General features: G+C 46.3%; 9 protein-coding genes and 2 pseudogenes. 6 read left to right on the top strand and 5 right to left on the bottom strand.

Features of this window, described 5'->3' with window-relative positions:
• Window positions 1–10: 10 nt before the first annotated feature.
• Window positions 11–331, bottom strand: a complete 321-nt coding sequence (locus Q7T66_RS17550) for a circadian clock KaiB family protein (protein WP_304934397.1) — start codon at window positions 329–331, stop codon at window positions 11–13.
• On the bottom strand, window positions 328–2,052 hold the full coding sequence (gene kaiC / locus Q7T66_RS17545; RefSeq protein WP_304934396.1) for a circadian clock protein KaiC: 1,725 nt from the start codon (window positions 2,050–2,052) through the stop codon (window positions 328–330). The genes Q7T66_RS17550 and kaiC overlap by 4 nt, the downstream gene beginning before the upstream one ends.
• A gap of 344 nt (window positions 2,053–2,396) precedes the next feature.
• Here kaiC and Q7T66_RS17540 point away from each other — a divergent pair.
• The 5 genes and pseudogenes from Q7T66_RS17540 to cyoE all read left to right on the top strand — a co-directional run.
• Window positions 2,397–2,983 (top strand): annotated as a pseudogene (locus Q7T66_RS17540) (transposase); the annotation flags it as partial.
• Between the two features lie 271 nt (window positions 2,984–3,254).
• Window positions 3,255–4,979, top strand: coding sequence for a bifunctional diguanylate cyclase/phosphodiesterase (locus Q7T66_RS17535; RefSeq protein WP_304934395.1), 1,725 nt, complete (start codon window positions 3,255–3,257; stop codon window positions 4,977–4,979).
• A 626-nt stretch (window positions 4,980–5,605) separates the two neighbouring features.
• Window positions 5,606–5,833, top strand: coding sequence for a hypothetical protein (locus Q7T66_RS17530; protein ID WP_304934480.1), 228 nt, complete (start codon window positions 5,606–5,608; stop codon window positions 5,831–5,833).
• Between the two features lie 363 nt (window positions 5,834–6,196).
• A pseudogene (locus Q7T66_RS18070) lies at window positions 6,197–6,457 on the top strand (cytochrome o ubiquinol/quinol oxidase subunit IV).
• A gap of 85 nt (window positions 6,458–6,542) precedes the next feature.
• The gene (gene cyoE / locus Q7T66_RS17520; protein ID WP_304934393.1) at window positions 6,543–7,439 is read left to right on the top strand and encodes a heme o synthase; all 897 of its coding nucleotides are present in this window, start codon (window positions 6,543–6,545) and stop codon (window positions 7,437–7,439) included.
• 128 nt (window positions 7,440–7,567) lie between these two features.
• On the opposite strand, the gene Q7T66_RS17515 is transcribed toward cyoE, so the two are convergent.
• The 3 genes from Q7T66_RS17515 to Q7T66_RS17505 all read right to left on the bottom strand — a co-directional run bounded on the left by Q7T66_RS17515 (window position 7,568) and on the right by Q7T66_RS17505 (window position 11,274).
• Window positions 7,568–9,004, bottom strand: a complete 1,437-nt coding sequence (locus tag Q7T66_RS17515) for a PLP-dependent aminotransferase family protein (RefSeq protein WP_304934392.1) — start codon at window positions 9,002–9,004, stop codon at window positions 7,568–7,570.
• An 81-nt stretch (window positions 9,005–9,085) separates the two neighbouring features.
• Window positions 9,086–9,613: a DUF934 domain-containing protein gene (locus Q7T66_RS17510; RefSeq protein ID WP_304934391.1), complete on the bottom strand. Its 528-nt coding sequence runs from the start codon at window positions 9,611–9,613 to the stop codon at window positions 9,086–9,088.
• Window positions 9,610–11,274, bottom strand: a complete 1,665-nt coding sequence (locus tag Q7T66_RS17505; protein WP_304934390.1) for a nitrite/sulfite reductase — start codon at window positions 11,272–11,274, stop codon at window positions 9,610–9,612. Before Q7T66_RS17505 ends, Q7T66_RS17510 begins: the two co-directional genes overlap by 4 nt.
• 328 nt (window positions 11,275–11,602) lie before the next feature.
• On the opposite strand from Q7T66_RS17505, the gene Q7T66_RS17500 reads away from it, so the two are divergent.
• Window positions 11,603–12,865 carry an acetylornithine/succinyldiaminopimelate transaminase gene (locus Q7T66_RS17500; protein ID WP_304934389.1) on the top strand — a complete coding sequence of 421 codons (1,263 nt, stop codon included), beginning with the start codon at window positions 11,603–11,605 and terminating at the stop codon, window positions 12,863–12,865.
• Window positions 12,866–12,878 lie beyond the last annotated feature (13 nt).

Here is a 12,878-nt window from a genome sequence, read left to right as displayed (position 1 = left end):
GAAGTTGCAATCATGACCCCAACGCCAGTACTGGAATGTTCAGGCCCGCCAAAACGCGTGAAGTGTTCGATAAATCGCCAATAATTTTTCTGACCGGTTGCGGCAACGACCTGACAACGGTCGGTATCGCAAGAATCTGATCGTGCTTTGCAAGATGGGGGTTTTCCAGCAGATCAACGACTTCAATGAAATAGGGACCTTTAATGTATGTCTCGCAGATTTTTTTTAGATTTGCGATAGCCAATACGGATTTTGGTGATTGTCCGGCTACATACAGACGCAACTTCAATTCAGTTGTTGGCGAAGTATCAGAACTGTCACTTATGTTCATAATGGCTGCTCTGCATCGCGCTTGATCTCATGATCTTTAAGTTTAAAAGCGTCCGCTTTGCGAATATGTGCCATGTCCGCACGATCGGAGACGAGCACCTGCTGATAAAGGGTTTCATCTTCGGCGACGATTTTAAGTGCCTCATCAATATTGTCATATTCTGCTTGCAGGGCAACGATATTGGCACCGACTGCATCGCGTCTACGCTCATGTTCACGCTTCTGTCGTTGCAATTCCTGCTGCCGAGATAATGCGCTCGATGTTTCCAGAGACTCCTGTATCAAGCGAGCAGTACCTGTAAGTACGCCGTCTGGTCCTAAATACACGTCTACCAAGTCGACACCAGCATTGCTCAATAAAAACTCACGAATCTGGTTTGAGTGGGACATGCCGCGCGATTTTCGAATATGCAGGCCGCGGTTTCGCTCACCTTTATGTTCAAGGTCGCGTACGCAGAGCCAAGTATCGATGAGCGAAGAAATTTCTTCGTTGATGGATTCACTTGGAGAGCCGGCATGCGTTAAGTCGCTGAACATCACCGTAATCTGTTTCATTTTGAGAAAATCGACGAGGCGGGTCAGCATCGATTTAGCTTCGCTACCAGAACCGACAGCCGTCAGATTTGAGATAGGATCAACAGCCACAATGGACGGTTTGAAATCGGCGATCAGCTTGTGCATGATGACCAGATGCATTTCCAGTCCGTGCAAAGAAGGGCGTGAGGTGTGGAATTGTAGGAGACCTTGTTCAACCCACTGCGCTAGGTCAAGACCTACCGACTGCATGTTGCGAATGATTTGCGGGGCTGATTCTTCAAATGAGAAGTACACACAACGTTCACCGCGCCTGCAAGCAGAGTCGATAAAATTTGCACAGATCGTGGACTTGCCTGATCCAGGCGTACCGGATACTAAGATGGTACTTCCACGGTAATACCCGAATTCACTTAGCATGTGATCGAGTCGCGGTATACCGCTCGATACGCGCTCATTCGTTACTTCGTGATTGAGTCCTAATGAAGTCAGGGGAAGAATCGATATTCCGCTTTCATCGATCAGGAAAGGATACTCATCTGTCCCATGTGTAGTCCCACGATATTTGACGATACGCAAACGGCGGGTCGCAATTTGTTCTCTGACACGAAGGTCGAGCAGAATTACACAATCGGCGACATATTCTTCCAAGCCATAACGAGTCAGCATCCCCTCACCACGTTCACCTGTGATGACTGCTGTGACACCTTTATCTTTTAGCCAGCGGAACAATCGGCGCAATTCCGCACGCAGGATGTTTGTGTTGGATAGACCTGAAAAGAGAACTTCTATGGTATCGAGTACGACGCGCTTGGCACCGATAGTGTCTATTGCATGGCCTAAACGGATAAATAATCCGTCCAGGTCGTATTCTCCGGTTTCTTCGATTTCACTTCGGTCGATAGAAACGTAGTCGACTGAGATCAGTGATCTGGCAGTAAGGTCAGCCAAGTCATAACCGAGTGAAGCAAAATTAAGTGCCAGTTCTCCGGCGGTCTCCTCAAAGGAAACGAAGACACCGGGATCGTTATATTCAAGTGCGCCATGTAACAAAAATTCCATACCGACTATGGTCTTGCCGCAACCGGCGTTTCCGCATATTAAAGTAGGTCGCGCGAGCGGGAGACCGCCATTGGTTATTTCGTCGAGTCCTCTTATGCCCGTCGGGCACTTGGTTAATGAAGACATGGTGTTTGCAGTAATCAATGTTCGCCCCGGTGAAAACTTAAGTTCCCATGTCCGCTGGCCACTTACACCGTTACGATTTCATGAGCTTGGCGCACGCTTTGGTGGCCTACCCACGTTATAAAGAGGATGAATCACGGTAGCACACTAAGTCGAATCCATTTGGCTATATTCGAGGCGATGTGCACTTTATGCACGATGTGTTCTTTAGCGAAATTTGATCAAAAAAATTTTGAGGTCAAGTAGGCTCAAGGCTTCGCCCGCTCCTTAAGTATGGAATTTGAAACTGGCATCTGCGAGCAAGTTAGATCCGCTCGTGCGCACAGCATGAGGAGCTCTAATTACTCTGGAAGAAGGGAGAATCTCTCCAGCAGATTGTCCAGCTCCTCGATCGAAACCATTCGTCTGTTCAGCGCATTCTGGCCGAGAGCTGTGGAATCCGACCACCGCCGCGCATTCGATCTAGTACGGCGTTGACGCTGGTCGAACGGGAAGAAATCTCCCGGTCGATTGTCGCTGGTGACTCGATGCGCACCATCGCTACGAACTCGGAACGAGCACCATCGACAATAAGTCGGGAGATCAAACGCAACGGCGGGGTTGAAACCTACCGTTCTGCAGAGGTAGATGCAGCCACCTGGAATCGCGTTCATCGTCCCAAAGCCTGTAAGCTTTTAATGAACCAACAGCTAACCAAGGCCGTTGCCTCCAAACTTCGCCAGCGATGGACACCACAACAAGTTGCCGGATGGCTCAAACGAAAATACCAATGGCCTGCTGCGTCAGTACTTTTCCGAAAGGAATGGACATCTCGGATTACTCGCAGGCTCAATTGAATGGTGCTGCCAGACAACTCAATGAACGACCGAGAAAGACCTTAAACTACGAAACACCGGCTCAACGGTTTTATCAATCTGTCGCATCCACCGGTTGAAGCCGCCGCCGAAAACGGACGCCTCCTGCGATCCAATGCGGACATTTATAAATCCATCTAACTTAGGTGGTTGGACGTGTCTAGTAAAGCCGGGGCAGTTCAGTCTACGTGCGATAGCACACACTCATGCCGGCATCGACGTGTTAACGTTGCTAAACAATAAGCCCTCCCTATTGACCTCTTCGGAACGCGTTGAACCCGCTTATATTTAATAGGGTTTGTAGTACGCCTTCATGTTTAAACATGCTCACTTCTCTAAGAAGGCGTACCTATGCACACGCTCAAAGAACCTAGCTCTTTGTTAAAAAATATTTACGATAGTGCTACACATTTCGCAATTATCACAACAGACCTAGGCGGTAAAGTTACTACTTGGAATATTGGTGCGGAAAGGATTCTTGGTTTTTTGAAAGATGACATGATCGGTTGCGACCTTTCGCGGATTTTTACTACCGAGGACAAAGCTGCCGGAGCTGTTGCAGAGGAAATAGCTACCGCTATCGCAACTGGCCGAGCGACTGATTACCGATGGCATATGCGTAAGAACGGATGCCAATTTTGGGCGGATGGAATGTTGACGCCGATTCTCAGTGACAGCAATGAAATCATTGGGTACTTAAAAATATTGCAAGACATCACGGAGCGGAAAACAGCTCATGATGAAATTATCCGACTGGCCACAGTAGATCCTCTAACTGCTCTGGCAAATAGAAGGTGTTTCGACACTCGAACTGGCGAAATGATCCAACTGAGCGCGCGTGTCGGACGAAGTCTTCAATTATTCATGATTGACCTTGACCGGTTTAAAGAGGTAAATGATACGCATGGCCATCCCGCTGGCGACGAGCTCCTACGACAAGTGGCCTCCCGCCTCAAAGGTTTAAGCCGCGAGAGCGATTTTATTGGACGGCTTGGAGGTGATGAATTCGGTCTCTTACAGATTGGCCCTATCGATTTTGCGTCAAGTGGTGAATTTGCATCAAAGCTAGTGTCCTGCCTAGCCGACCCATTCCACATCGGCGACGTGGTTGTTCAAATAAGCGCAAGCGTCGGCATTGCGTCGTCACCGCTTGACGGTACGGATCCTGAAGAACTTTTGAAAAAGGCAGATTTGGCTCTCTACAAAGCCAAAAGCGCTGGCCGCAATAGATTCCACTACTTTACCGACGAGCTTGATCGGATCGCGCGCAAGCGTCGGATGGATAGTGAAGAGCTTCGCAGGGTAGTAAGCGATAGGAGCTTTTGGTTGGTATATCAACCGATTGTCGAGAGCACCTCGGGACGCGCAACGGCGATGGAAGCGTTAATCAGATTCCCAGGGCCAGCGCTTTCTGGCTATACGGTTGACTACGTAATTGATCTTGCGAGGGAAATTGGGCTCATATCGGAGATTGGCGGCTGGGTATTTGGGGAGGCGTGCACGCAATTGAGAAGATGGAAAGATGCTGGAATAGTCGATCTTCGGATTTCCATTAATACTTGTGCCAAGGAGCTTCTTGACACAAGTTATCTTGCCTCGATAAGGTCCTCATTGACGCAATCTGGAATTGCAGAAGCCGATATTGATATAGAACTAACCGAACGCGACGCGATCGACCTCAATGGAGTTGGAAGTTCAGTGCTGCAAAAATTAGCCGCAGACGGATTTAAACTTTCACTCGACGACTTTGGTACTGGATATTCTTCACTAAGCTCTCTCAGGTCGTTACCCATGACCACGATCAAACTAGATAAAAGTTTTTTGATTGATGTTCCGACTGATCCGGATGCAAATGCCGTGACAGTAGCAGTCATTTCTCTAGCCAAAGCTCTCCGTTTGCACGTCGTAGCGGAGGGTGTTGAGGAACGGAAGCAGGCGCATTTTCTTCAAGAAATGAAGTGTGAATTATTTCAAGGATATTTATTCTCGAAACCAATGCCGCCAATCCAGGCAACAGATTGGCTATTGGCAAACAGGTTAAATGCAGACCGCATTTCTTTCATCTCTTATCAATGAACTGCGAAGTCGAACGTTGTTCGGGAGCTGAATTGCAACAATTAGTTTAGCCAGCGGTGTCTGAGGGTTGTACCAATGTAAAAATCAACTGACTTTGATTTCGGCATGTTTTGTGTAGTCAGGCAAAAGACATGGCACTACCGGCCTTAAATTCTAGTAGCAATAGACCTGCTTTGTTAGTTTTGCAGAGATGTATCCTAAATATTCAAAGTGAATTGGATATGAAAGCCAAACGTGCTTGGGGTTGATAATGTCCGCTACCGATAGCGGATAGACTAATAATTATATGCAGGTCAAAAGTCGTAATCTTTTGCTTCTTCCTACGCAGCTACCAAACAAGTTTAGAGAGCTAAATAGCCGACGCAATTCTTGGTTGCCTGCAGCTAACTCCCCGTTGGCTTGGTGGAGCTCGCGCGGAGTCTGATATTGGGCTTGGCTTAATTTCGCGAGGTAGAAGATCTAATAAGTCATTAAGGACATTCTGTCCTAGGGCTTTATGTCTAATGTTTGTCGCGGTTTGCTTACCTTAGAATAGTCCGTCTTCAATTGAGATGTCATGCAGCGTTTTGAGGTCGTCATCCTCACGATAGATAGTGTCAAGTAACAATCTGGAAATACTCAAAAATATGGAATGGGTCCCTATAGTCTTCGTTACCTTCAAGGCTCTCGTGCTCGGTACGGGCATGTACTTCGCCATCAAGTGGCATTTCGATCAGGAGAAGAAGGAGAAGAAGCGCGCGTTGCTACGTGCGGGCGGCAAGGTAGCTGCAGTCTTCGTGATATTGGTTCTGGCCTTGGGATTCGTCACGTTCATCCTTGCCAGAAAGCTCGGTTTGGATTTGCCCTTGTCATGATGGCAAAGAATAGTCAGCCGATATTTAGTGATGAGGCAGCAATTAGCCCTATGCGGCTATAGGCAAAACCGCACGGAAATTAGGTTCCGCTACGATGCGAAAGGTTGTTCGGATTTGCCCTTGTTGGTACACATGGTCCGCATGTGACTGCAGGACTAATCTGAATGGCTGTTTTGACGCATCAAGTGCATCTGCGAGGATTGACTTCGACCGATGTGACTCGTCTTTCTTACCTATCACTGTTCTGCCGCTTCTTGGCATTGGTCTGGATTGCGTCTTTACGTTCGTTACCTGTTCGGAGTATGTTGATATGGGAATTCGACTACTACCCTTGCCTGAGAAAGCCATTGCAGTTCCTACAACGTGGGATTCATTCTATGCGCAGTTCTTACGGTGATTCCGTTTGGCCTTGTAATGTTTCCAATGTTGTCTAGACCGCTTACATTGCTGTTCCTAGTGGGCTTCGCAGTTATGCAGCGGGTCTATTTCCTTCATTTGAATCGCTCATCTGAAGGATGTTGGAAATAAACAAGTTTTGTATTCACTATAGTCATCCATTTTATAGTTGTCGCTCTCTCGATTTGGATTATTTGGAGCATGCACTACCACATGATGATTAACTGATACCAGTGTGATGAGTACCCGCACGAGTGTCCTTTTAATATGACGTGAGGGTCAACTGAACCTCACTGCATAAGAGAGCATCAGTATGAATGAATTAACTTTGCGAATAGTGTCGGAGCCTAGGTGGAAGCAATTCTGGGCTTTGACAAAGCCCCGCGTAGTACAAATGATTGTCTTCTGTTCCTTCATCGGCATGATGTTGGCGATACCTTCTTCGCCAAGCGGTGAACAATGCAAAACAATCGCTTTCGCTTGTATTGGTATATGGTTGGTTGCTTCAGCCGCAGCTGCACTTAACTGCCTCATTGAGAAATCAATTGATGCAAAAATGCAGAGAACTGCATGGCGGCCGACAGCTCGTGGCGAACTGCCAGATATGCATTCTTTGGTCTTTGCTGTTGTTCTATGTTGTACCGGCATCCTGCTTCTGGCTGTAACAGTGAATTTATTGACTTCTGCGCTTACGGCTGCAACCTTTGCCGGATACGCGATTGTTTATACAGTAGTGCTTAAACCCCTGACGCCGCAGAACATCGTTATTGGCGGCGCATCTGGGGCTATGCCACCTCTGTTAGGGTGGGTTGCGATGCGCGGTGAGGTCGGTGTAGAGGCAGTGCTTTTATTCCTGATTATTTTTGTGTGGACTCCCCCCCATTTTTGGGCACTGGCGCTATACCGGGTAGAGGATTACAAGAAATCAGGCCTGCCAATGCTACCGGTTACACACGGCATGAAGTACACCACGCGGACGGTGTTTATCTACACCTTAGTTTTACTTGCCGTGACCATGCTGCCATTCATATTAGGTATGGCGTCATGGATCTATCTGACAGTTGCATTCTCGATGGGGTTGATTTTTTGTATTTACGGCTACCGCCTTTGGGCCAATTATTCCGACTCTTTAGCACGTAATACTTTCAAATGGTCGCTGTGGCATCTGAGCGGAGTGTTTCTAACCCTGTTGGTAGACCATTACGTTTAGCATGGGTTATATATCCCAAAACTTCAATGAGACGTAGGACAGATACAAAATCAACAGATGTCTTTCCTGAATCTTTTGAGTGGTTTAACGTAAGTAAAAGGTATTTGTCTGGCGCTGCCGAAGATGTTTCAAGGCATTGTTTTATGTTCAATTTGATTAGCAACAACGATACGACCTAGCACCTGCATTGCAGATTCGAAATGCTCATCCCAAGGATGTCCGTAATTCAGGCGTAAACAATTCTTGAATTCTTTTTTCGCAGAAAACATGGGGCCCGGCGCAACACTAATACCCATCGATAACGCTTGTCTGTGTATCTCTAATGCGTTGATTTCTTCTGGCAACTCCAACCAAAGAAAATAACCACCACTAGGTCTGGTCGCTCGAGTGCCACTCGGAAAATAACGCAATACCGCTTGCATCATTGCGCTTTGTTGCATAGACAACGCATGACGTAACTGGCGCAAATGTCGGTCGAAACCGCCTTTTGCTAGATATTCACCAATTGCGGCTTGCGCCGGTGCAGATGCAGAAAGCGAGGTAGTTAGTTTCTGTTTAATCACGGCATCGGTAAATCGCCCTGGAGCGGCCCAACCAACGCGATAGCCTGGTGCTAAGCACTTAGAAAAAGAAGAGCAATGCATAACCAAACCTTTGGTATCAAACGCCTTTGCAGGCAAGGGTCGCTTGTCTCCAAAATATAGCTCCGCATATACATCATCTTCGATAAGCGGAACGTCGTGTTCAGTCAATAATGCGACCAAATCACGTTTCTTCTGTTCGGGCATCAAGCTACCCAAAGGATTCTGAAAATTTGTCATAAGCCAGCAGGCTTTTGGTTTATGACGCTCTAAAGCTAACGCAAGAGCAGCGAGATCAATTCCCTCACGAGGATGAGTAGGCACTTCGATCGCTTGTAATCCAATTCTTTCTAATGATTGAAGCGCCGCATAGAAAGTCGGCGACTCCACGATAACCGAATCTCCAGGACGTGCTACGGCGAGAAGACACAAATTCAATGCTTCCAATGCTCCATTCGTAATCACAATCTCATCGGGATGAACATGGAATCCTTCGACCATATATCGCAAAGCAATTTGGCGTCGCAGATTCGCATTGCCGGGAGTCAGATCATCCACTGTGCTCCATGGATCCATATTCTTCAAAGCTGACGACATCACTCGACCTAACCTGCCCCATGGAAACAACAATGGACTAGGAAAGGCGGAACCGAAAGGGATTACATCGCGCGTTTTGGTGGACTGCAATACATCGAATATCATCTGACTGACGTCTACTGAAGTAGAGTCTCCATTAGGGCGAGAAATGACTTCAAGTTCAGGAGGAAAATCTTTTAGGCCTGCAACAACGTAATAACCTGAGCGTTCTCTTGCTTGAATTAAGCCGCGTGCTTCGAGCAGGTAATAGGCTTGAAAAACTGTGGACGGACTTACCGATCGATTAGTACTTGTCGCCCTCACTGAGGTAAGGCGATCTCCTAATTTCAAAACCCCTGATTGAATAGATTGCGTAATTTCTTCAGCAAGCGTTTCATATCGTTTCATAGCGCTTCGTTCCAATCATTCTGAAACATCAAGGCTGAACCAAGTACGGCAACGGTCTATGGTTTCAGTAGTAAATCTTGTCTAAAGAGCCCGACGCCTAAAAAGTGGAAGAGGTTCATCGACTCCTGCTTGGTACTGAACAGAATAATGATTAAAACTTTTTAGCGCAGACCGAATATCTTTATCTGCACGTAAAACGAAAACATTAAATCCACAACGCCTCATGTAATTGAGTTGATCTCGCAAAACATCTCCGATCGCACGCAATTCCCCTTTCCATGCATAGCGCGTACGCAAGAGATATCCAATGCTATACCCTCTTCCGTCACGGAACGTCGGAAAATCGACAGCAATTACTTCCATTTGATCAAGCCACTCCATTGATGATTCAAAATCGTCGTCTGGGGATATCCATATTGCCTTTACCCCTGCTCGGTCGGGCGCTGACATATTGCCCAATACACTGAACGGCAAGATTAAATTCATGCCTTTATCACTTGAGACTAATGCGTTCCCTTGCTCGACATCTCGTAATACAGTCCATTCATCTACTTGAATGATTGGAGTGTCATCAACGATTCGAATTAATTCTTTGGAAGCCGTGTTCATGTACCAACCTGTGAATGATAAACACCGTTCTTGAACGGCTCGAGTCCAATGCGATTAAACGTATCAATAAAAGGTTCATCTTGTACGCGTTTTGCTACGAACGTATCGACCAAACGTTCAATGACGCCGGGCATTTCTTCTGCCCTAAAGGACGGGCCAATCACTTTCCCCAATGACGACTCGGTTCCTTGCGCGCCGCCAATGGTGACTTGATACCACTCCTCACCATCTTTATCGACTCCTAAGATGCCGATATTTCCCATGTGATGATGGCCGCACGCGTTTATGCAACCCGAAATATTCAAAGACAAATCGCCTAGATCATTGAGGAAATCCAAATTTTCAAAATGCTCAGCGATTGCTCTGGCAATAGGCAAAGACCTTGCATTCGCTAACGAGCAATAATCTCCACCTGGACAAGCAATCATATCTGTTAGCAAACCGCGATTAGGTGTTGCTAGCCCAGCTTCTTCTGCCAAAATCCATAATGCATACAGATCACATTTACGTACATCAGGAAGAATGACGTTTTGTTCATGCGATATACGTATTTCACCGAACCCAAAGGTTTCAGCCCAAGCAGCTATTTCTTCCATCTGATCAGCGGTCACATCTCCTGGAGGAATTGCGGCACCAGGTTTCGTTGATAATGTGACAGAGGCATACCCTAAAATTTTATGTTCACGAACATTTCGTTCGCACCACCTCATAAATTTTTTATTATCTTTATGAATCACAACATCTGTAGTCATTCCTGACTCAGGTTCATATTCACCCGGCACAAAAAATTTAGCGACCCGGGCATATTCCATCTCAGTTAATGTAGAAAAGCCGTTCTTCAAATGCGCCCACTCATCTTCAACTTCGGCAGCAAACACTTCAGGAGTCAATGCTTTTACTAAGATCTTGATGCGAGCTTTATATTTATTATCTCTTCTGCCATAACGATTGTAGACGCGAAGAATAGCTTCGACATAAGACAGCATATGTTCCCAAGGCAAATCGTCCCGAATCATTGAGCTGAGAATAGGGGTGCGCCCCAAACCACCGCCTGCAAAAACACGCAGCACCTTATTACCTTGAGCATTTTGATATAGATAAAGCCCCACATCATGCATTCTTACTGCTGCACGATCCTCTGTAGATGCAGACAATGCAATCTTGAATTTCCGCGGCAAAAAGGCAAACTCTGGATTCAGCGTCGACCATTGACGCAGTAGTTCAGCTAATGGACGTGGGTCAAGGACTTCATCTGGAGCAACACCCGCAAACTGCTCAGTCGTAATATTGCGTACGCAATTTCCAGAAGTTTGAATTGCATGCATCTCAACCGAAGCAAGCTCTGCAAGAATCGCCGGAGCCTGTTCAAGGGCAATCCAATTGTATTGAATGTTTTGGCGCGTAGTAAAGTGCCCATAACCTCGATCATAATTACGCGCGATATGGGCGAGCATACGTAACTGATTAGAGGACAACACCCCATAAGGAATTGCTACGCGAAGCATATAGGCATGCTTTTGCATGTATAGACCATTTTGCAGTCGAAGTGGAAGAAACTCTTCTTCACTTAATTCGCCAGAAATTCTGCGTGCAACTTGATCGCGAAATTCATCTACTCGTTCAGCTACTAGCTGCGCATCGTAATCGTCATATCGGTACATTTCTGCCGCCTCTTTAACATTTAGGAATTACTCCATACTCCCATCCAGGTAGCGCAGTGTGGACTCAATACCTTGCACATAAAAGAACCAGTTGACGATAAAAAACCATATCAGTTGATTTCAAGAAAAAATCAACTGATATGGTTTTTTTTGCGACATTGATTCTGTATCAGAAATATATCTCGTCATACGATAGAAGAGCAGACCACATTAGTCTGCGTTGCATAGGGGGATGAATCAATTAGGCACTTTGATGAAAATGTGATGCTCAAATCTCCTCAATTTGCCGGAATATCCGTTGAAAAAAGTAGTGAATTCTAGGTTCGCAATGAAAATAGTTAATCTATCCGCTTTGCATGCGCCAAAGTCCGTCAATCGAAAAACCTTTGATGAAGTAATCATTCCGACTTATGCACCAAGTCAAATGGTTCCAGTCCGAGGGCTTGGTTTAGAAGTGTGGGATCAAAATGGCAAGCGCTATCTGGATTTCACTTCAGGGATTGGCGTCACAGCGTTAGGGCATGGCCATCCGGAAGTTATTTCGGCCCTAAATAAGCAGGCTAATCGCCTATGGCATATTGGCAACGGTTATACCAACGAACCGACGTTGCGCCTTGCGAGCTCGATCGTTAATGCGACGTTCGCTGACCGAGTGTTTTTCTGCAATTCTGGAGCAGAAGCAAACGAAGCGGCTTTCAAACTCGCACGTAGACATGCCCTTCTTACACGCGGGGCAGAAAAATCTCGTATTATTTCTTGCGTCAAATCCTTTCATGGTCGTACGTTGTTTGCCGTATCAGTAGGCGGCCAAAGACAATATCGAATTGGTTTCGGCCCGTTACCAAAAAATATCGAACACATTCCTTTTAACGACATTGAAGCGGCATATAACGCCATCAAGGGTGATGTATGCGCAGTAGTAGTAGAGACGATACAAGGTGAAAGTGGAGTCTTGCCTGCCACAAAAGATTTTTTACGCGCGTTGCGGACATGCTGTGATCGTCACAATGCTCTACTGATATTCGACGAAGTACAAACGGGCATGGGTCGCGTAGGCTCGCTGTTTTCATACATGGGGCTCGGCGTCACACCAGATATATTAACCATGGCAAAAGCATTGGGAAATGGATTTCCGATAGCTGCGATGATAACTAATGATGCAATAGCAAAGGCGTTTCAGCCTGGCACTCATGGATCCACATTTGGCGGTAATCCGCTGGCTACGGCAGTTGCGCAATCCGTATTTGACACAATTAATCGCACGGAATTTCTAGAACGAGTGAAAATTTCAGCTTCATTGCTACACCAGACACTTCATATAATCGTCAATGATTACCCACATATTTTTTCAGAGTTCAGGGGCCAAGGATTAATGATTGGCATGGTTTTGTCAGCTGACTATGTAGGACGTGCACAAGAAATTGTTCGTTGCGCGGAAAAGCACGGCTTGATGCTTTTAATAGCTGGTCCTGATGTGATTCGCTTTTTGCCAGCATTGGTAGTAACGGAGGAGCAGATAACTGAGGCTGGTTCGCTACTCCGGAAAGCTTTAGATACGCTTCAAAGAAATATGAAGCAAACATTGATTTGATTTCTATAAAGCG

This window comes from Herminiimonas sp. (assembly GCF_030655415.1).
The sequence above is the reverse complement of the archived record's forward strand: the minus strand, read 5'-3'. Positions and strand labels throughout refer to the sequence as shown.

What these genes read in the sequence shown, in the direction of transcription:
- Q7T66_RS17550 (WP_304934397.1), bottom strand. Translation starts at nt 331, where the DNA reads ATGAACATAAGTGACAGTTCTGATACTTCGCCAACAACTGAATTGAAG.
- kaiC (WP_304934396.1), bottom strand. Translation starts at nt 2,052, where the DNA reads ATGTCTTCATTAACCAAGTGCCCGACGGGCATAAGAGGACTCGACGAA.
- Q7T66_RS17535 (WP_304934395.1), top strand. Translation starts at nt 3,255, where the DNA reads ATGCACACGCTCAAAGAACCTAGCTCTTTGTTAAAAAATATTTACGAT.
- Q7T66_RS17530 (WP_304934480.1), top strand. Translation starts at nt 5,606, where the DNA reads ATGGAATGGGTCCCTATAGTCTTCGTTACCTTCAAGGCTCTCGTGCTC.
- cyoE (WP_304934393.1), top strand. Translation starts at nt 6,543, where the DNA reads ATGAATGAATTAACTTTGCGAATAGTGTCGGAGCCTAGGTGGAAGCAA.
- Q7T66_RS17515 (WP_304934392.1), bottom strand. Translation starts at nt 9,004, where the DNA reads ATGAAACGATATGAAACGCTTGCTGAAGAAATTACGCAATCTATTCAA.
- Q7T66_RS17510 (WP_304934391.1), bottom strand. Translation starts at nt 9,613, where the DNA reads ATGAACACGGCTTCCAAAGAATTAATTCGAATCGTTGATGACACTCCA.
- Q7T66_RS17505 (WP_304934390.1), bottom strand. Translation starts at nt 11,274, where the DNA reads ATGTACCGATATGACGATTACGATGCGCAGCTAGTAGCTGAACGAGTA.
- Q7T66_RS17500 (WP_304934389.1), top strand. Translation starts at nt 11,603, where the DNA reads ATGAAAATAGTTAATCTATCCGCTTTGCATGCGCCAAAGTCCGTCAAT.